This is a genomic window from Streptomyces sp. CA-106110, assembly GCF_050936285.1.
GTDB lineage: Bacteria > Actinomycetota > Actinomycetes > Streptomycetales > Streptomycetaceae > Streptomyces.
Genome location: NZ_JBNJNB010000001.1, coordinates 11,318,598 through 11,336,411 on the forward strand (window position 1 = coordinate 11,318,598; position 17,814 = coordinate 11,336,411).

General features: G+C 68.3%; 18 protein-coding genes and 5 pseudogenes. 14 read left to right on the plus strand and 9 right to left on the minus strand.

Going from position 1 to position 17,814, the window contains the following annotated elements:
- The first annotated feature begins 542 nt into the window (after positions 1–542).
- Positions 543–1,550, plus strand: a complete 1,008-nt coding sequence (gene ltrA, locus ACQEXA_RS52200) for a group II intron reverse transcriptase/maturase (RefSeq protein WP_433133558.1) — start codon at positions 543–545, stop codon at positions 1,548–1,550.
- Positions 1,514–1,804 carry a group II intron maturase-specific domain-containing protein gene (locus ACQEXA_RS52205; RefSeq protein WP_433128390.1) on the plus strand — a complete coding sequence of 97 codons (291 nt, stop codon included), beginning with the start codon at positions 1,514–1,516 and terminating at the stop codon, positions 1,802–1,804. The genes ltrA and ACQEXA_RS52205 overlap by 37 nt, the downstream gene beginning before the upstream one ends.
- 85 nt (positions 1,805–1,889) lie before the next feature.
- On the opposite strand, the pseudogene ACQEXA_RS52210 reads toward ACQEXA_RS52205, so the two are convergent.
- A pseudogene (locus ACQEXA_RS52210) lies at positions 1,890–2,033 on the minus strand (RNA-guided endonuclease TnpB family protein); the annotation flags it as partial.
- Positions 2,034–2,417: 384 nt separating this feature from the next.
- On the opposite strand from ACQEXA_RS52210, the pseudogene ACQEXA_RS52215 reads away from it, so the two are divergent.
- Together ACQEXA_RS52215 and ACQEXA_RS52220 are read left to right on the plus strand one after the other, a co-directional pair.
- Positions 2,418–2,824: pseudogene (locus ACQEXA_RS52215) on the plus strand (DUF6417 family protein).
- 231 nt (positions 2,825–3,055) lie between these two features.
- A pseudogene (locus ACQEXA_RS52220) lies at positions 3,056–3,244 on the plus strand (hypothetical protein); the annotation flags it as partial.
- 15 nt (positions 3,245–3,259) lie between these two features.
- On the opposite strand, the gene tnpC reads toward ACQEXA_RS52220, so the two are convergent.
- Complete coding sequence (gene tnpC, locus ACQEXA_RS52225) at positions 3,260–4,708, minus strand: IS66 family transposase (protein WP_433133560.1); 1,449 nt, start codon at positions 4,706–4,708, stop codon at positions 3,260–3,262.
- A gap of 8 nt (positions 4,709–4,716) precedes the next feature.
- On the opposite strand from tnpC, the gene ACQEXA_RS52230 reads away from it, so the two are divergent.
- Positions 4,717–5,067, plus strand: a complete 351-nt coding sequence (locus tag ACQEXA_RS52230; protein WP_433133562.1) for a hypothetical protein — start codon at positions 4,717–4,719, stop codon at positions 5,065–5,067.
- Here ACQEXA_RS52230 and ACQEXA_RS52235 read toward each other — a convergent pair.
- Both ACQEXA_RS52235 and ACQEXA_RS52240 read right to left on the minus strand, forming a co-directional pair.
- Positions 5,049–5,360, minus strand: a complete 312-nt coding sequence (locus ACQEXA_RS52235; RefSeq protein ID WP_432922284.1) for a hypothetical protein — start codon at positions 5,358–5,360, stop codon at positions 5,049–5,051. The genes ACQEXA_RS52230 and ACQEXA_RS52235 overlap by 19 nt on opposite strands.
- Positions 5,361–5,408: 48 nt before the next feature.
- Positions 5,409–5,963: a DUF1266 domain-containing protein gene (locus ACQEXA_RS52240; RefSeq protein ID WP_432922281.1), complete on the minus strand. Its 555-nt coding sequence runs from the start codon at positions 5,961–5,963 to the stop codon at positions 5,409–5,411.
- A 747-nt stretch (positions 5,964–6,710) separates the two neighbouring features.
- Here ACQEXA_RS52240 and ACQEXA_RS52245 point away from each other — a divergent pair.
- The 5 genes from ACQEXA_RS52245 (at position 6,711) to ACQEXA_RS52265 (ending at position 10,767) form a co-directional block, all read left to right on the plus strand.
- Positions 6,711–7,352, plus strand: a complete 642-nt coding sequence (locus ACQEXA_RS52245) for an IS5 family transposase (protein ID WP_433133564.1) — start codon at positions 6,711–6,713, stop codon at positions 7,350–7,352.
- A 3-nt stretch (positions 7,353–7,355) separates the two neighbouring features.
- Positions 7,356–7,511: a hypothetical protein gene (locus ACQEXA_RS52250; RefSeq protein ID WP_433133566.1), complete on the plus strand. Its 156-nt coding sequence runs from the start codon at positions 7,356–7,358 to the stop codon at positions 7,509–7,511.
- Between the two features lie 146 nt (positions 7,512–7,657).
- On the plus strand, positions 7,658–9,097 hold the full coding sequence (locus ACQEXA_RS52255; protein ID WP_432920289.1) for an NF041680 family putative transposase: 1,440 nt from the start codon (positions 7,658–7,660) through the stop codon (positions 9,095–9,097).
- 129 nt (positions 9,098–9,226) lie between these two features.
- Positions 9,227–9,724 (plus strand): hypothetical protein, encoded by a 498-nt coding sequence (locus ACQEXA_RS52260; protein WP_433133568.1) that lies wholly within the window; start codon positions 9,227–9,229, stop codon positions 9,722–9,724.
- A 227-nt stretch (positions 9,725–9,951) separates the two neighbouring features.
- Positions 9,952–10,767, plus strand: a complete 816-nt coding sequence (locus tag ACQEXA_RS52265; RefSeq protein WP_432938806.1) for a class I SAM-dependent methyltransferase — start codon at positions 9,952–9,954, stop codon at positions 10,765–10,767.
- A 128-nt stretch (positions 10,768–10,895) separates the two neighbouring features.
- Here the strand turns inward: ACQEXA_RS52265 and ACQEXA_RS52270 are convergent, their stop codons facing one another.
- The 3 genes and pseudogenes from ACQEXA_RS52270 to ACQEXA_RS52280 form a co-directional block, all read right to left on the minus strand.
- A complete protein-coding gene (locus tag ACQEXA_RS52270; protein ID WP_433134801.1) occupies positions 10,896–11,978 on the minus strand; it encodes an IS630 family transposase in 1,083 nt (360 codons plus the stop codon).
- Between the two features lie 53 nt (positions 11,979–12,031).
- Positions 12,032–13,469: pseudogene (locus tag ACQEXA_RS52275) on the minus strand (IS701 family transposase).
- A complete protein-coding gene (locus ACQEXA_RS52280; protein WP_433133570.1) occupies positions 13,466–13,987 on the minus strand; it encodes a hypothetical protein in 522 nt (173 codons plus the stop codon). Before ACQEXA_RS52280 ends, ACQEXA_RS52275 begins: the two are co-directional and overlap by 4 nt.
- Before the next feature lie 294 nt (positions 13,988–14,281).
- Between ACQEXA_RS52280 and ACQEXA_RS52285 the strand changes: the two are divergent.
- Both ACQEXA_RS52285 and ACQEXA_RS52290 read left to right on the plus strand, forming a co-directional pair.
- Positions 14,282–14,431: pseudogene (locus tag ACQEXA_RS52285) on the plus strand (HU family DNA-binding protein); the annotation flags it as partial.
- A gap of 566 nt (positions 14,432–14,997) precedes the next feature.
- A complete protein-coding gene (locus ACQEXA_RS52290; protein WP_432922236.1) occupies positions 14,998–15,183 on the plus strand; it encodes a hypothetical protein in 186 nt (61 codons plus the stop codon).
- A 106-nt stretch (positions 15,184–15,289) separates the two neighbouring features.
- Here the strand turns inward: ACQEXA_RS52290 and ACQEXA_RS52295 are convergent, their stop codons facing one another.
- Positions 15,290–15,820 (minus strand): COG4315 family predicted lipoprotein, encoded by a 531-nt coding sequence (locus ACQEXA_RS52295; RefSeq protein WP_432922239.1) that lies wholly within the window; start codon positions 15,818–15,820, stop codon positions 15,290–15,292.
- A gap of 136 nt (positions 15,821–15,956) precedes the next feature.
- Between ACQEXA_RS52295 and ACQEXA_RS52300 the strand changes: the two genes are divergently transcribed.
- Positions 15,957–16,568 carry an RNA polymerase sigma factor gene (locus ACQEXA_RS52300; RefSeq protein ID WP_432922241.1) on the plus strand — a complete coding sequence of 204 codons (612 nt, stop codon included), beginning with the start codon at positions 15,957–15,959 and terminating at the stop codon, positions 16,566–16,568.
- Positions 16,549–17,322, plus strand: coding sequence for a hypothetical protein (locus tag ACQEXA_RS52305; RefSeq protein ID WP_433133572.1), 774 nt, complete (start codon positions 16,549–16,551; stop codon positions 17,320–17,322). Before ACQEXA_RS52300 ends, ACQEXA_RS52305 begins: the two co-directional genes overlap by 20 nt.
- Before the next feature lie 33 nt (positions 17,323–17,355).
- Here ACQEXA_RS52305 and ACQEXA_RS52310 read toward each other — a convergent pair whose 3' ends face one another.
- Positions 17,356–17,784 (minus strand): VOC family protein, encoded by a 429-nt coding sequence (locus tag ACQEXA_RS52310; protein WP_361006217.1) that lies wholly within the window; start codon positions 17,782–17,784, stop codon positions 17,356–17,358.
- Positions 17,785–17,814 lie beyond the last annotated feature (30 nt).

Genomic DNA, 17,814 nt, shown 5'->3' on the forward strand with positions numbered 1-17,814 from the left:
CTTCTTGTAGCGATGCTGTACGAAGGATGAAGGTTTGGCCCTTCAAATTCGCCCTGCGGGGGGGGATTTAAACCACCTCATGCTGCGCTAGCTGAAGACTGCCGTGGTGAACGATGAGGAAAAGGCGCCGGAAAACGGTGTCAGGTGGGGATCGGGAAGGCGAACGCAAGTGAATCGCTGCTGACGTGTCGAAAAGTAGAGTTGACATCAGAACCGGGGTGTCAAGGCAGTCCCGGGAGGAGTCTGGCGGGTGCCCGTTTATTGGCCAGGCGGTGTCCGGCATGCAGGCGGCGCGAGCCCGGTCTGCGGCCTTCGTGCGGAACAGGAGAAGGCGGGCCTGGATACGTCTCCGCTGGTGAGCGGGGAGAAAGGGAGCGTCCTGGACGGTCCGAAGCCGTGAGGGACTGAGTACCGATGCCAGGCACGCCGGCGGACCGGCTCGTAGTAGTGATGAAGCCCCTGTAATGGGGGCGGAGCGAAGGGGCCGGGTCGTTCGTGACTATGTTTATTCGATCAACCGGGTGTTTCCCGGGAGGAGTCGCGTGAACGAGTTGAAAGCATCAGGCAAGCCATTTGATATTTCGAAGCAGTCCGTCTGGGAGGCGTACGAGAAAGTCAGGTCGAACAAGGGCGCTGCGGGTGTGGATGCGGTGTCGATGGAAGAGTTCGAGAAGGATCTGAAGAACAATCTGTACCGGATCTGGAACCGTCTCTCCTCCGGCACCTATTTCCCACCCCCGGTGCGTGCGGTGGAGATCCCGAAGAAAGGGGGCGTCCGGATTCTGGGCGTGCCCACGATCGGGGATCGTATCGCTCAGACGGTGGTTGCCGGGGTGCTGGAGGCGAAGGCCGAACCGGTCTTCCACCCGGACTCATACGGCTATCGTCCCGGGCGGTCGGCGATCGACGCTGTGGGCCGGTGCCGGGAGCGCTGCTGGAAGGCGGACTGGGTCATCGACCTGGACATCCGCGCGTTCTTCGACAGCGTTCCGTGGGATCTGGTCCTCAAGGCGGTCGCTGCCCACACTGATCCGTCCCAGTCCTGGGTCCTGTTGTACGTGCGGCGCTGGCTGGCCGCACCGCTGCAACTGCCCGACGGGACACGGCGCGAGCGGGACCGGGGGACGCCCCAGGGCTCTTCGGTTTCGCCTGTCCTCGCCAACCTCTTCCTCCACTACGCCTTCGATTCCTGGATGGCGCGGAACTTCCCCGCCATCGGGTTCGAACGCTACGTGGACGACGCGGTGGTCCACTGCGTCAGCGAACGCCAGGCACGCTTCGTGCTCAAGGCGATCGAGAAGCGGATGACCGAGGTGGGGCTTGAACTGCACCCGGAGAAAACCCGGATCGTGTACTGCCAGGATGCCAACCGGCGTGCCTCGTACGAGCAGACCGAGTTCACCTTCCTGGGTTCACCTTCCGCACACGCTCCGCGGTGCGCAAGGACGGCCGGATGTTCCGGTCGTTCCTCCCCGCCGTCAGCGGGGAGGCCCTGCGCCGTATCAGTTCCGAGGTGCGGTCCTGGCGGCTGCACCACCGCACCAGCCTGACCGAAGCAGACCTCGCACGGTTCATCAACCCGATCATTCGGGGATGGATGGCGTACTACGGGGCCTTCTACCAGTCGGCCCTGTATCCCCTCCTGGAACGCGTCAATGCCTACGTGATGCGGTGGATGCGCAAGAAGTTCAAACGGCTGCGGGGCAGGAAGAAAGCCCAAATGGCGTGGAACCAGGCCGTCTCACGACGACCTCGGTTCTTCGCCCACTGGGCCTGGACCACCCATGCTCCCCGCGTCTGGTGACCAGAGCGACAAGAGCCGTATGACGAGAGATCGTCACGTACGGATCTGTGAGGGCCGAGGGGTGAGAATCCCCTCGGCTACTCGGCGACCTGGCCACGCACTCGTTCCAAATCCAACGGCACCGGTCCCACTCCGCTTCGAGCGCAGCCCGCGCGCCGGCGGACACACGAAGACGATACGTGTACCGGGCATGCCCGGCATCCCCATCCATCGTCGCGTCCGTCGCCATGAACCCGAATCTATCCGGGAGGACCGACAGTTGAGAGCTCTTGATCAAAGCGGGCCTGCTCACCCCGCCCCGTGGTCGACGGCCAATCGCCCTGGCGGCGATTGCCCTTTCCCCGCCCGGCTCCGCAGGAGTCCCATTCCTCCCCGGCCTGAAGGCCGGGGCATCCTCGGAGGAACCCGGTGAAGGGGACAGTGTCCCCGGGACTCACCTATTGCCCATGAGGACGATCGTTCGGCTGAAGCCTCATGGAGCCTTTCGCCGCGTAGGCGACCGCCCTTCACGACCACACTTTGCTCGTCAGCCCCGACCGGTGCCCTCGCCGGCCGGGGCTGTTCTCGTCGCGGCTGGCGCGTGACCGGCGGGAAGCCGGCCGTGTTGCCCAGGGTGGACGATGATGTCCACGTCGACCTCGATGAGATCGACTTCGCTCCCGTCGGGTACACGACCGAGCGCCTGGCCCTGCTCTCCCTGAGGAGGCGCATGAGCTGCTGCGCCTGCTGGTGACGGTTGCCCAGGACGGCGGGTCGATGTCCGCCGAGGCGGACCGGCGGCGCGGGAGGTCGCCGCCCGCATCCCCTTGGAGAACTGACCGCATCACCCAGACGGACCGCACGTATAGGGCCGCACCCACCCGGGATCCGGGTGCGGCCGTTACGCGTTCCGATGCTTCAACCCTTACCCCGGCGCCTTCAGGAAGGAATAAGGCCCTCGTGATGCGCAGAATGCTCACACGGGCGAGGGTGAGAGCCGTCAACGGGGCAACCCGCCAGACGGCGAGGCCCGCCCCCTGACCCTGCGGGATGCAGCGATCCGCTGTGGCCGGGGGCCGGTTCGTGCGGCCGCTTCCTGCTTCGGCCTGCCCGTTGCGGGAGGGCGACGAGCTTGCGGTCGATGCGTGCCAGCCACAGGGCGTGCCCGACGCGCAAAGCGTTGGGCACGCCAGGTCGGGCGACAGATCCTTCTACTGCGGTCTCGCGCGTTCGAATTCCTGTTCGATGAGATGGAGTGCGGGAGGTGGCCGCATGCCCTGGGACGCGACGGCACACGATGTGTCGACGGTGATGCGTATGCGATGCCCCGATCGTCTGCCGGAAGAGGCCTGCTGGCAGGTCCTGGAGCAGCTCGCGAAGCTCTCCCCGGTCGTCCAGGCCCTGCCTCCGTCTGCGGCTCTGGTGGAGTTGAAGGGTGCCCTGCGGTATCACGGGGCCGAGTGACTGGTTTGGTGGTCAGGCTGGGGTGGGGATCCAGGCGCCTCGGCCGTCGAAGAGTCGGGTGATGGTGTCGAGCAGGTTGCGGCCCTGCTTGGCGGCGGTAGATAGGTAGCCGCGCACGGCGAAGAAGCGCTCGGCTCCGGGTGCCGTGCGCCAGCCGCCGGAGATCTTCTGCTGGATCTTGGCCATCCGGATGGCCTGCTCGCTGGTGTTGTTGTCGAAGGGCACCCGCCAGTCGAAGGCGAACCGGAGCACCTGGTGGCTTTCGGTGTCGAGGCGGTCGAGCAGGTTCGCGGCCTTGTCCCGTTTGCGGCGTGGTTCGCCGGGGGCGCGGGGCGGGTGCAGGGTCCGTCCGGCGGCGATGATCTCCTCGTAGCGGGCGGTGAGGCGTTCGAGGGCGTCGACGGTGAAGCCGGTGGCGTGAGGGTGCGCGGTCTGGATGTTCTTGATCTCGTCCCAGGTGTCCACCAGCAGCGCGGCCAGCTCTTCGGCCCAGTCCTCGGGGTGGCCGGCAGGCGCGTTGTCCACGACGGAGGCCAGTTCGCGCAGGTGGTGGGCATTGCATAGGGCGTGGACCGCGTCGGTGTACGTCTTGTAGGGCTTCCAGCCGTCGTGGACCGCGATGCCGGTGAAGTGCGGTAGGACGCCCATGGCTTCGAACGCCTTCACGCCGCGCTTCGTGTGGACCTGGTAGAGCGTCAGCGAGCGGGTGCAGGCGGTGTGTACCCAGCAGGTGCGCCCCGCGATCCGGGTGCCGGTCTCGTCGAAGCCGACCACCTCGCACTCGATGAGTTGCTGCCGCACGGCCTCGGTGTGCGGGGCGACTGCCTCGGCGGCCTGCCCGGCCCACCCGAGCAGAGTCGCGGTGGCCACATCCGCGTCCAGGCAGTCGGCCAGCAGTTCGGCGCACCGCTCATAGGGCAGGTGCTGGCGAGTGAGCAGGTAGACCGCCAGGCTCTTCAGCCGCGGCCCGTACTGGGCCGGGGCGGCGGGGGCGTCGGAAGGGGTGGCGGCAGCGTTGACCTGCCCGCAGGCGCAGCGGCGGTGTTCGATGCGGTGCTCGGTCACCCGCAGGCGGATCTCGGGCAGGTCGAAGACCTGCCGCCGCTCGATGGAGACTACCTCGGCCCCGGTCAGGTCACCCGCGCAGCCCAGGCAGGCGGTCGGGGAATGGACCTCGATCGCGTCGGGCTCGTCGACCTGCATCAGCGCGCCCCCGGCGCCGCCGCGGGGCTTGCCCGGGCCTCGGCCCGAGGGCTTACGTAGCGACGTCGGCCTCGCCAGCCCGTCGCTGGACGGCGGCTTGGAGGAGCTCTTCGAGTTCATCCCCAGACGCCGCTTCAGCTCACCGTTCTCCGCGCGCAGCTCAGCGATCTCGGCCCGGGCGGCCGTCAGCTCGGCCCTCAACTCGCCAACGAGTGCAATCAGTTCCGCGTAGCTCGGCAGCGGCGGGGTGTCGGACACGAGATCCAATGATCAACGAGTTGGACGCCAAGATCAACTCAGCGCGCCAGGACCACCAAACCAGTTACGGGGCCGATACCCGCAGGCTGGTGAAGGTGCTGCGGGTGCGCACACTCTCCCGCCTCGGCGTAGATGTGCGCGTCGGCATCGGTCCATCGATCGCCGTGGCGGCCACGGCCTCCGACCAGATCGGTCCGGCCGGGGGCGTCCTTGCCATCGGCCCCGCTTACGTCACCGAGTGGCTGGGACCGCTGCCCGTGGAAGCCCTCCACGGCATCGGCACCCGCCAGGCCACGGCACTACGCGGCGTCCGTCGCGATCTGGCTCCGAGCGTGAACTCCTATGCGACCCAACAGTAAACGTCTTGGCCTTGGCGTCGGGCGCTGCTGACGAGAGCGGCCAGATCACTCAGGATCACTTCGGCGATCTCCGTGTCGAGGACCTCGCCATCCTTCGCCCGCTGCATGGACCACGCGACAGCGGCATCCTTCAACTCGGACCGCTGGGCCTCGGCGAGTGCGACGGACAAGCGAGGCGAGATCGCGAAGACGACACACCCGTCATCGTCCCGGCCGCCGACGAGACGATGCTCACCAGCTTCGACGAGTTCCTCGAAGCTGCCGCCGGCAAGCAGGCACTCCCACTCGATCACAGCTTCTTCGGGACCGAAGTTGCCGAAGGAGAGCGACTCGAGACGCGGTCAGCGCGCGTGGTCGGGGTTGCTGATGGCGTCCCACGGTGCCAGGTTCCAGGGGCTGGCCCGGTTCGCCGGGTCGAGCAGCGCGCGCAGATGTGCCTCGGCAACGGCATGCGGGGCGGGAAGGTCCGCCTCCGACCGGCCCTGCAGCCCGTCCCGCCAGACCTTGCGCCCGAGCAGGTAGTGGTCGGCGTACTCGTGCCAGGAGGCGTACGTCCTCACGACCGTCGGCACGATGCTCTTCAGCGCGGTCCAGGCCTCGGCCTCGCTGATCATCCCGCTGCCGAAGCCGCGGCGGGTGATGTCGACGTACAGGGCCGCGTCCCAGGCCAGCGGCGCGACGCCGAGGAGCCGGTGGACCCGCGCCCGGTAGCCGGTGCGCGCCAGCCCGTCGAGCCGGACGATCAGCTTCTCACGCGAGGTGATCTCCCACTGGCCGGCCAGCCACTGCCTGGCCGCGTCGTCGTCGATCCGGGTGAACGGGTACAGGGTGGTCCGCGAGGCGTCCCGGTCCCAGTTGACCGGCGCGCTCAGCGACACCATCCACAGCTGGTGCATCGTGAGCGGGTCGGGGTACCGGCGCTCTGCCCGCGGCCTTCTCCATCTCGTCAAGTTCCACAAGGCCATGGGCCCGCACACTACGTCATGCCACACGCACCGCTGCAGGGTCCCCGGATCCACTGCTTCAAGGAACCGCGCCCCGGCTGCGCGCGTTGGCGTACGCCGTCGCTGCGCTCAGGCGCTCCGCCGGAGTCGCGAGGCGCACGGCCTCCGGCTCCACGTGCCACTCTGATGGTCTGCGGGGGAGTGTCAGTTGAACTTCGTCATCTGAGCGTCAGTGGCGCAGGCGAGGCGGCCTGGTCGTTGGCGCTGACGGGGGATGCTGACACGTTGCTGACCTGAGTGATGAAAGACCATGTCATTCTCACGCCGACCGCCAGCCGCAGCCGGGGGCCACGGACGGGTCCGGCGGCGATAGGCTGCGGGTTGCCTGACATCCGGGGGGAACATGAACAGGCTTCTTGCGTTCGCGTTGACAGCAGTTGCGCTTCTCTCAGTGCCTGTCCGTGAACTGATCGTTTGGGCGGTGGGGCAGGAACGCGCGAAGTGACCCGCATGAGCAGGACCTCTTGATAGCAGCGGAGGTGTCTATGCCCAGCCGCATCAAGAGGTCCTGTCATGCCGTTGTACGCGCCCGCGCCCGCCGCTGTCACTCCGGATGAGGAAACTCGCTGCTCATGTGTGGCCTGCCGGTTCGGCCACGGCGCCGAGCGCCCCGTACGTCCCCGCCGGTACACCACAGACATGACGGACCCGGAGTGGCGGGCCATCGAGTCGCTGCTGCCCTGGCCGGCATGGCTGGACGGCTATGGCGGGCATCCGGAGGAGTACTGCCGCCGCCTGGTCGTCGACGCGATCTGCTACGTCGCCGACAACGGCAACAAGTGGCGCAACCTGCCCGCCGACTACGGCATCCCCTGGAAGACGCTGCACTCGATCTTCACCCGCTGGAACCGCGAGGGCTTCACCCTCGCCTTCCACAACGACCTGCGCGAACAGGTGCGGAAAGCCGAGGGACGTGAGGCAGAGCCGAGCGCCGGGGTCATCGACTCGCAGTCGGTGCGCGCGGCGGAGACCGTCGGCGTCGACAGCCGGGGTTGGGACGCGGGCAAGAAGGTCGGGGGCCGCAAGCGCCACGTCATCTGCGACACCATCGGCTTGGTCCTGGTCGTGCTGGTCACAGCCGCCAACGTGCAGGACCGCGACGGCGCCCGACCTGCCCTGACGTTCCTGCGTGAGTGGTACGAAAGGATCACCCTGGTGTGGGCCGACGGCGGCTACGCCGGCAAGCTCGTCGACTGGGCCCGGGAGAATCTCCAGCTCACGCTGGAGATCGTCAAACGCAGCGACGACGTCAAGGGCTTCGTCGTGCTTCCCCGCCGGTAGGTCGTGGAGCGCACCCTGTCGTGGATCTCCCAACACCGCCGCTGCGTACGCGACTACGAGCGCTTACCCGAGCACCACGAGGCCATGGTCCTGTGGTCCATGACCATCCTCATGCGGCGCAGACTCGCCCGCGTCAACGCGCGCACAGCCCGGAAATGATCAGTTCACGGACAGGCACTCAGCTTGATCTTTAACCTCGGCAAGATCGTTTCTTGTCGGGGTTCTTGATTCGCCGGACAGAGGGCGCGGCCGTCCTTGAGGCTTCGGAGTGTCGAGCAACGAAGCACCAAGAAACGGCCGCTGTGATGAGTGTTCTGGATGACGCCGCCCGCGTCGAGTCGCTGTCCGTGTTGTCCTGCTTCCGTGAGGACTTCCATGCCTGCCTGTCCCGGCGGGCGGATGCACTGTTCGAGCTGACGGATGCGGTTCTGTGTGCCGACGGCCCGGTCACCTCGCTGGTCGACCTGACGCTGGTGGCGGAGCACCAGCGGGGACACGGCGCGATGTACGACGCGCTGAACTGCGGGCGCCTCCAGGTGGAACGTCTGCGCCGGTCGTTGGCGTCCCTGCCGCTACCCAGGGCGGCCGATGGGAGGATCGTGCTGGCGGTCGATGTCTCGCCGTGGCTGCGGCCCGATGCGCCGACCAGCGCGGAGCGGCTGTTCTGTCATGTCTACGGGCGGGCCAAGAGCAACTCGCAGTTCATCCCGGGCTGGCCCTACTCTTTCGTCGCTGCCTTGGAGACCGGACGCACATCCTGGACCGCGCTGCTGGACGCGGTGCGGCTGGGCCCGGCCGACGACGCCACTGCGGTGACCGCCGCCCAGCTCCGCGAAGTTGTCGACCGGATCATCGCTGCAGGGCACTGGAGCGACGGTGACCCGGACATCCTGATTGTGATGGACGCCGGCTACGACGTCACCCGCCTCGCTTTCGTCCTCACGGACCTGCCGGTCGAGCTGGTGGGCCGTCTCCGCTCCGACCGGGTGCTGCTTCGACCCGCACCACCGCACCGTTACAGCCCCAAGGGGGGCCGGCCCCGCAAGCACGGCGGAACCTTCACCCTGGCCAAGTCCGACACCTGGCACGAGCCGGAGGTGGCGACCGTCACCGACACCACCCGCTATGGGAAAGCCGAGGCGATGGCATGGGACCGGATGCATCCCCGGCTCACCCACCGCGGGCCCTGGCTGGACCACGAGGGCGAACTCCCCGTTCTGCATGGCACGTTGATCCGCCTCAGGGTCGAGTACCTGCCCGGTGACCGTGACCCCAAGCCGGTCTGGCTGTGGTCGTCGGTCACCGGTGCGAGCGCTGGACTGGTCGATGTGTTCTGGCAGGCCTTCCTGCGAAGGTTCGATCTTGAACACACCTTCAGGATGATCAAGCAGACGCTCGGCTGGACCCGTCCGAAGGTCCGTGAGCCCGATACGGCGGACCGCTGGACCTGGCTGGTCATCATCGCCCACACGCAGCTCCGGCTCGCCCGCCCACTCGCCGAGGATCTTCGCCGCCCCTGGGAGAAGCCCGCCGAGCCGGGGCGGCTCACGCCCGCGCGGGTGCGGCGGGGGTTTCGGAACCTCCGAGCGAAGACGGCCCGTCCGGCGGCCGCACCCAAACCTTCCCGGCCCGGCCCCGGACGCCCGACCGGCTCGAAGAACCGCCGCCGGGCACCCAACCACGACGTCGGTAAAACCGTGAAACGCGATCTCAGCATCGCGGAACACAAGAACCGCGCAGGTTAAAGATCAAGCTCAGCGGCAGCGTGCACCAGTGGTGGCCAGTCATCCCCATCGCATGCACTGCCCCCGACGGCCGCGACCCGCGCTGCCTCCCCACAAGCCACGACAGCCACGACAGCCACCCAGAACGAGGTGATTGCCGCGGCAAAGTCCCACCTGCTGGCACAGTTGTCCACCAGGGACCTTCCCGGCCCGGCCGGTATGTCCACCGCCGCCACCGACCGGCAGGCCGCACTGTTCCTCTGGGAGACCGTCGACGGGCGTTTCTGCGACGGCTCAGCCATGGCGAACGGCGGGGCCATCACGACGACCTGCACCGCGGCTCCCGGCGACACCGCCTTCTCCTCCCATCCCACGGTCATTCGCCTCGTCAGCATCGCGATGATCCGCCAGCACCACGTGATCGGCGCAGATCGCGAAACCGTCCTGTCGGTGACGTGCAACGGCACACCCCTCGCACTCCGATGGCTCGCCTCCGTGCTTCACGGCAGACGCCCGCTTTACGCCTTCGACCTTCCTGCTCAGACCGGTGGACGGGTCACGGTGACCGTCAGCCGCGCGAACACCATCGCCACGGAACACGTAAATCTGATCTGGAAGGTCGCCAAGGGCCGTCCGACATGCCGCTGAGGCAACACGACTACAACATTCGGGCCATGAGCGCCTGGCGCTCCAGGGCTGAGTGCGCCTCCGCCCCTAGATGATCGATTCCAAGGGGTTTCAGTCGTCGTAGGCGGTCAGTGCGCGCATGACCGGCTGGCCGCGATGAACCTGGCTCCACTCATCAGGCCCCCTTGGAATCGATCATCTAGGCTGGCGCGGTGACTGATGAGCAGGAGCGGGTGCAGCCGTCGGGAGTGTGGGCCACGGCGGTGGGGGTGGCCAGGGTGCGGGCGCTGGAGACCGAGCGGGAGAACGCGCTGTTCCGCGACCCACTGGCACAGGCCTTCGCCACCGCCGGCGGCCGGGGGCCCTCCTCGCCGCCGCTGCCGGGTGACGAGGCCGCGCGGCGCCGCCGGCTGGGCGTGGCGTTCTCCATCGTCATCAGGACGAAGTTCCTCGACGACCTGTTGCAGCAGGCCTCCGCGTCCGGGGTCCGGCAGGTCGTGCTGCTCGGTGCCGGTATGGACAGCCGGGCCTTCCGGATGGACTGGCCCGAGGGCACCCGGCTGTTCGAGGTCGACACCGCCGCGCCACTGGACTTCAAGGCTTCGGTGCTGCGCCAGGAGCGGGCCGTCGCACGCTGCGAGCGGATCACCGTCGCGGTGGATCTGCGTGAGGATTGGCCAGGCGCGCTGGCCGCTGCAGGGCACGACCCGGCATTGCCGACCGTGTGGATCGCCGAAGGACTGCTGATCTATCTGCCCGAGGACGCGGTGGAGCTGCTGCTGGCTCGGATCAGCGCTCAGTCGGTGGCAGGCAGTCGGATGGGGCTGACGTTGGGCTCGCGTGGCGTGATCGAGCGCTTTGGCGCGGACGCCGTGCCGGGATCGGCGGCGTCCATGTGGGTCTCGGAGATGCCCGACGACCCGGTGGGCTGGCTGGCCGGGCATGGCTGGGAGGCCGACAGCCACACCCTGCGCGAGTGCGCTGCCGCCTACGGCCGCCCGATCAGCACCCCGCCACAGCGCATGGAGCGGCCCGGCGGACTGATCTCGGCGTTCCGCCGGTAGAGCGCCTCCCGGTTCCCTGGATGATCGATTCCAAGGGGGCCTGATGAGTGGAGCCAGGTTCATGCGCGGCCATCCGGTCATGCGCGCACCGACCGCCTACGACCGCTCAACCCCTTGGAGTCGATCATCTAGTGTCCCGCGCCGGGAATTCGATCAAGATATGCGGCGAGACGCTCCAGGATCTCGTCGGCGTCCTTTGTCCAGACGAAGGGCTTGGGGTCCTCGTTCCACCGGGCGATCCAGGCGCGGATGTCCCGTTCCAGGGCCTGGAGGTTCTTGTGGACTCCGCGCCGTATCTGTTTGTCCGTCAGGAGTGCGAACCACCGTTCGACTTGATTGAGCCAGGACGAGTAGGTGGGCGTGAAGTGCATGTGGAAACGGGGATGCGTCTCCAGCCATTTGCGGACCGTCGGCGCCTTGTGGGTGCCGTAATTGTCGCAGATCAGGTGGACATCGAGGCCGGCTGGGACCTCCTTGTCCAGCTTGGCGAGGAACTTCTTGAACTCCACGGCCCGGTGGCGGCGGTGGATGGAGCCGATCACCTCGCCGGTCGCCACGTCGAGGGCGGCGAACAAGGTGGTGATGCCGTGGCGGACGTAGTCGTGGGTGCGGCGCTCGGGCATCCCCGGCATCATCGGCAGCACCGGCGCCGAGCGGTCCAGCGCCTGGATTTGACTTTTTTCGTCGACGCACAGGACCAGGGCTTTCTCCGGCGGGTCCAGATAGAGGCCCACGACGTCGCGGACCTTGTCGATGAACTGCGGATCGTTGGACAGCTTGAAGGTGTCCACCTGGTGCGGCTTGAGACCGAAGGTCCGCCAGATCCGCCCCACGGTGGACTTCGACAGCCCGCTCTCGGCCGCCATGGACGCCCGTGACCAGTGCGTAGCGTCCTTCGGGGTGCGCTCCAAGGTAGCGACGACAACCGCCTCCACCTGCTCATCGGAGATCTTCCGGGGAGCCCCGGGCCGCGGCTCGTCGCCCAGGCCGTCCAGGCGCAACTCCAGGAAGCGGCGACGCCACTTACCCACTGTCTGCGGCCAGATCCCGAGCTCGGCAGCCACCTGCTGGTTCGACTTCCCCTCCGCGCAGCCCAGCACGATCCGGCACCGCTGGGCCAGGGCCTGCGCGGACGTCGCCCGCCTCGACCAGCGCAGCAGCGTCTCGCGCTCCTCGTCGGTCAACGTCACCTCGGCCATAGGCCGTCCCATACGTGCCACGCAGCCAACACTACACATATACATCGAACTTCAGACGCAGGACACTAGCGGTGGTTTGTTAGTTCGGGGGGTAGAGGTTCAGGGTCTGTCCGGTGGTGACCGCGTCGATCAGGGCTTGGAGTTCGGGTGGAGGGGGCGCGTTGGACCAGGCCCGCCACCAGCGTTGCAGCACGATCGACGGGGTCAGCCAGCCGCGGACGGCGCGAATCGCCTTCGGCCAGCACGGTGGTGGGGGCGGGGCCGGCAGTGCCGGGCCCCTCTCTCCAGCGTCGGCTTCCGGCACCAGTGTTGACGTACTCTCAGGTCCCGCGCTGGTGCGTCCTGCTTCCCAGCAGAAGGCGAACGCGCAATTGACCAGGGTCTGGTGGCGGCGGATCGCGACATTGGAGCGCACCTGGAAGTCGGCCCACCCCAGCTCGTCCTTGACCTGCTTGTAGCCCTGCTCGATCCAGTTTCGAATCCCGTGGATCCGCACGACCTCGGCCAGGTCCGCGGGCGGATAGGGGACTCGGCCGCGCGGGGCGAGCCGGGGCGGGGCAGGTCGGTGGCCAGGTACCAGGTGGCCTTCTCCGGCAGGGTGGACGGATCGGCGGTGGCCACCACCAGCCGCGTCAGGCCGTCCGGACCCCAAAAGCCCAAGGTGGCGTCGGCGGCCCACCAGGTGGCGGTGTGCCCGTCGCGGAAGGTGCGCACCACCGGCGTCCAGGCGCCGGGCTCCTCGGGGCCGTGCCAGGCCAGTTCGCGGGCGGCGTCCACCGGGGTGCGGGCCTGGTCGCCGTAGGCCCACACCCCGCGGCGGCGCTTGACGGCCATCACGAACGGCACCTTGGCGGCGTGCAGCTCGCACCGGAAGTCGTCCAGGTCCCCGTAGGCGCCGTCGGCCACCGCCGCCCGGAACGCGATCCCCAAGGACCTGGCCTGACAGGCAAGTTGGGCGGCAATCTTCCACTTGGTACGGAAGGCCGGGTCGCTCTTCCCCCGCGGGAAGTGGTGGGCCGGGGTGTAGGGCACGGCGTGCAGCGGGTAGTAGAGGCGCTCGTCGGCCCACAGCGTGGTCACCGTGACCACGGCGTTGTCGGTCTTGCCGTACCGGCCCAGCCACTGCCGGCCCACGTGCGCGGTGGCAGTGCCGTCCTTGCGGTCCCCGGAGTCGTCGATGACCAGCACCCCGCCGGCGTGCGGGGCGGTCGCCTCGCCCTGCAGCAGCAGCTCCAGCCGCCGGGCGTTGACCCGCTCAGGGTCCCAGGTCGACTCGGACAGGAAGAACTGCAGCCGCTGCACCGCCGGGTGCTGGGCCCCCACGACCGGCTCCGCCCCGGCCAGGCAGGTCAGCGTCTTGTTCCGGTCCCGCGGGGCCAGCAGCCCGGTCAGGTACTCCCTAAACCCGCGCCGCTGCGCCAGCGACGAGAACAGGTCGTCGAACCGGGCCGCGTAGCCCTCCAGCGGCCCCGGCGCCGGCGGGCACGGACGCCTCGCGGTCACCATCGCGACCACCTCCGAACAACATCGCCCCCGCCTACCGGCCTACCGCACGTTCCGCCCCAGGTCAACAAATCACCGCTAGTCCGCGGCTGCAGCGACATGTCCAGCCCGAGGGCCGCCCCATACCCGACGATGCTGTCCTCGGGGCCATTTCGGAAACGCTGCATCAAGCGTTGCACCGGCCACACAACGGACCCGTCGGGCAGCTGGAGCCTGACGTTGATCTCGCCTTGCGGATCATCGTCGTCAGCCTCCCAACTTCCGCCGAGGGCATGCCGAGCCGTCTCGCCCACATAGCAGCCAAGCGCGAACAGCCGGGCCCCGAGGTCGGTGGCGAGAGGCCCGCCCTCCACCGCGGTCCCCACGTCGCTGTGGTCGCTCATGAACTGCTCAATGTCACGCAAACTGGCAGGCGAGAAATCAGTCCGATAGGCAGCACTGTCGAGAGAGCGCGCAATCCATTGCGCGCTCGTGTGCACGTCATCAAGCAGAGAGGTCACCAACAGATCCTCACTCACTCCGATACGGGCTGAGTCACGGGGGACGGAGGCTCGTCTCCAAGAGCACTCCGCCAGAACCCGGCCTTACTCCGGGGGCGACGCGCTCTGCAGCGGCCTTTGAGCCCTTGCCTCCGTAGTCGAATAGCCGCCAAAGCTACACAAGCCTCCAGCACCCCTCTTGACGGCTTGAGCCCGTGAGGCGTCTAACTCGCCTGTGCCGCACAGCCATTGACGTTGCCGCCACCTCCGGCCCATAGAGGGCAGGGCGGGGCGGGCACTGTGCGGCAATCCAAATAGCGGTGATTTTTCGGTATGAACAAGGCGCAACTTGTTGAGGCGATTGCCGACAAGATGGGCGGACGCCAGCAGGCCGCTGATGCCGCGGATGCGGTCCTGGACGCGATCGTGCGTGCGGTCGTTGGAGGGGACCGGGTGTCCGTCACCGGCTTCGGTTCGTTCGACCATGAGCCCGACCAGAGGCCCGGACAGGTCCGCGGTCGCCTGAGCCGACCACCACCGCCGTGAAGACGGCGGGGACGGGGAGCCGGCCGGAGCGATCCGCGGCCAGTACAGATGGAGAGGCCACCGACGGATCGTGCGCCCGCCGCCTCCAGGAGCCAGCCGCCGCAGACCGGTTGCGCACGCCCTGCCCAGTGCGCAGCCCCAAGGCTGGCGGCCGCCTCCCGATGCGCGCAGCAGGCTGCACAGCCGACTGCGCAGGACCTGGAGGCGGTTGCGCAGCCGCCTGCGTAGCGGGTGCCGCCTTGATTGCGCAGACACGATTGCGTATCCATCTGTCGCGCGGGCGCACGCATGGTCGGCCCGACCATGAACCGGCGACAAGCCACCCCGAGGCCGCAGACCGCGCGCGTGCCACCGGGCGACGAGTCCTCTGCGCACCGCCTGCGCAATGACGCAGCGCCTGTAGGAAGGCTCCTTGCCGGCTTTGGGCGGTGGTCAGAAGAAGGTGATGGTGCGCAGGCCGCGTTCGATGAGTTTCCGCGGATCGTCGCAAAAGCTGGCCCGGCGTGGTCTTGGCTTACGTGTCGTTGCGGGGGCGGGCGTTGATCGACCGTGAGCTGCACCTGCCGAAGTCCGGGACTGGGGCCTCAACGCTGAGCCCGGGCCGGGAGGCGGTGCGGTTCGCGACCGTGCCCGAACTGGCTCAGCGCATGCCGGACCGCCTCTTCGGTATCCGCCCCGCCATCGCGTGAAGTACGTGCACACCGCGCACCCGGACAAGGCTCTGTCGAGGATTGGCCGACCAGGCCGGCCCTGGCCGAATCACCGAGCCAGCTGCCCTGCGGCTACCCGGCCGGATCAGTAGCCGTAACCGCCGTTGCCGTTTTCCTGCGTGGACGGGGCCGCCGGGGCCGCCTTCTTGATCGCGGCACCTTGTGCGTCCAGGGCGTACCAAATGCCGTCGATGCCCTGCCCCTTGACGTCGCCGGCAGCCCGGTCGCCGGCGTAGTAGTACAGCGGGTGGCCGGCGTACGTCACCTGCATCCGGCTGCTGCCGCGCGTCGTGCTTATCAGGGCGGCGTCGACGCCGTCGCCTGCCTTCGGCTTGCCCTTCATGGGCGGCCAGAGCTTGAGGCAGGCCGCGTCACAGTCCATGGAGTTGGTGTTCTTCCCGTCCTCGGTGAACAGGTACAGCGTCCGTCCGTCGCCGTCCACGAGCACGGTGCCCAGGGGCGAGTCGCTCGTCCTGACGGTGGAGGTGTCCATGGCCGCCGCCGGCGCCTCGTTTCGCGCCCCGCTGCCGCTGTCACCGCCCCCTGCGCCGCAGCCGGCCAGCGCCAGGGCTGCCGCGAGCGCGAACCCGGTCACGGTGATCCTTCCTCGATTCATGCTCTCCTCGTCCCTTCTCGCAAGGTCGTACGGGCCAGTCACGGAGGTTGTACGAGCGAGCCCGTCCGAGGGATTGCGCAGCGCTGCCGGAAACCTCTCGGCTTGTTCAATCCCTTCGCCCGGTTCGTACGTACACATGGGCGTGGTGCTGTTCTCACGCGCGAACCGGGTCGACGACGGCACGCTCGTCGCTGGCTTCGCGCTGGGCGACGAGCAGGCTTCCGTCGCCTTCGTCAGACGTTTCCAGGACGCTGTGTACGGCCTGGCGTTGTCGGTGACCCGGGAGCCGGCCCTCGCCGAGGATGTGAGCCAGGAGGTGTTCGTACGGGCCTGGCGTGCGGCGGGCAGCTACGATCCCCGGCGCGCCTCGGTGCTCACCTGGCTCCTGACGATCACCCGGAACGCCGCCATCGACGCCATCCGGGCCCGCCGGGCCATGCCCGCTCCGGCCGAGACCCTGGAACGGCTCATCGACGTGACCCTCCGCTTTGACGCCGGGTCCGACGATCCCGAGCGCCTTGCCCTGACTGCCCTGGAGAGCGAACGTGCCCTGCGCCGGCTGCGCGCCCTGCCGGTCGAGCAGGCCCGCGCCGTGGCACTCGCCGTGATCGGCGGCTGCACCGCCGCCGAGGTCGGCCGGCACGAGAACATCCCCCTCGGCACTGCCAAGACCCGCATCCGCACCGGCCTGCGAAGGCTGCGCGACTCGCTGAAGGAGGAACGCCGCGATGGCACGCCACCTCGATGAGGACGAACTGATCGCCCTGGCGCTCGGCACCCTCCCCGGCCAACTGGCCGAACTGCTGCGTCACCTCGCCGACTGCCCTGGCTGCCACTCGGCCTACGGCGACGTCTCGGCGACCGTGGATGCGGTACTGCCGGCCGCCCCTTCGCTCGACGCTCCGGCCGGATTCGAGGCACGGGTTCTCAACCGCCTGGAGCTCGGCCGACCCACCGGTCCGCGCCGGCGGTATCGGATGCTGCCGCGTCGGTCCTCCGCCGCGCGCGGTACCTATCCGGCGCCGGAGGACCGGCGGTACACCCCGCCCGGCCCGGAGCAGGCACCGCTCCGCGGCTTCTCCGCCCGTCGCCGCTCCTACCGGACACCGCTGCTGATCGCCGCGGCCGCGGCCGTCGGGATCTGCCTGGGAGGCGTCGGCGTGGCCGTGCTCGGCCGCGACGCGGCTGCGGTCCACGTGGTCCCGAGCCATCGCGGAGCATCCCTGGTCACCGCCTCGGGAGCATCGGTGGGCACGGTGGAACCGAGCCGGGCCGGCGACGACCGCGTCGTGGTCATGCAGATCACGGCCGGTCGCCCCGGCACGCACTACACTTGCCGGCTCCTGCTGAAGGACGGCTCCACCCGTGACGCCGGCGCCTGGTGGATGCCGGCCTCCGGGCAGGTCACCTGGATCGCCTATGGGGCCGCCGACAAGATCGACCGTGTCGAGCTGGTGACGGACGACGGCCAAGTCTGGTCGTCGGCCGACCTCAACGGCTGAGGCGGCTCCCCACCTCTCCGGCTCGGAGAATGGTCAGTCGATACAGAACTCGTTGCCCTCGATGTCCAGCATCGGGATGCACGCATCATTGCCGTCATACAGCGTTCGCACGTGTACCGCGCCGAGCGGGACCAGTCGCGCACATTCGGCCTCAAGTGCGGCGAGACGCGCTTCACCCACGAGACCGGTGCCGACCCGCACATCAAGATGCACCCGGTTCTTGACGGCCTTCCCTTCGGGGACACGCTGGAAGTACAGTCGCGGGCCCACGCCTGAGGGATCTATGCAGGCGAACCATGAATCCCGCTGCTCAGGTGGCTGCGAACGATTGAAATCGTCCCAAGTGGCAAACCCCTCCGGTGGCGGCGGTACGACGTACCCCAACACCTCGCACCAGAAGCGAGCGAGGCGCTCAGGTTCTGCGCAGTCAAAGGTGACTTGAAACTTCTTGATCGCTGACATCGGCGCACCATAGCAAGGGGATTCCGCCGC

Excerpts from the sequence above, each read along its gene's own strand:
- ACQEXA_RS52230 (WP_433133562.1), top strand. The coding sequence starts at position 4,717 with ATGATCAACGAGTTGGACGCCAAGATCAACTCAGCGCGCCAGGACCAC.
- ACQEXA_RS52240 (WP_432922281.1), bottom strand. The coding sequence starts at position 5,963 with ATGCACCAGCTGTGGATGGTGTCGCTGAGCGCGCCGGTCAACTGGGAC.
- ACQEXA_RS52245 (WP_433133564.1), top strand. The coding sequence starts at position 6,711 with ATGACGGACCCGGAGTGGCGGGCCATCGAGTCGCTGCTGCCCTGGCCG.
- ACQEXA_RS52255 (WP_432920289.1), top strand. The coding sequence starts at position 7,658 with ATGAGTGTTCTGGATGACGCCGCCCGCGTCGAGTCGCTGTCCGTGTTG.
- ACQEXA_RS52270 (WP_433134801.1), bottom strand. The coding sequence starts at position 11,978 with ATGGGACGGCCTATGGCCGAGGTGACGTTGACCGACGAGGAGCGCGAG.
- ACQEXA_RS52295 (WP_432922239.1), bottom strand. The coding sequence starts at position 15,820 with ATGAATCGAGGAAGGATCACCGTGACCGGGTTCGCGCTCGCGGCAGCC.
- ACQEXA_RS52300 (WP_432922241.1), top strand. The coding sequence starts at position 15,957 with ATGGGCGTGGTGCTGTTCTCACGCGCGAACCGGGTCGACGACGGCACG.
- ACQEXA_RS52305 (WP_433133572.1), top strand. The coding sequence starts at position 16,549 with ATGGCACGCCACCTCGATGAGGACGAACTGATCGCCCTGGCGCTCGGC.
- ACQEXA_RS52310 (WP_361006217.1), bottom strand. The coding sequence starts at position 17,784 with ATGTCAGCGATCAAGAAGTTTCAAGTCACCTTTGACTGCGCAGAACCT.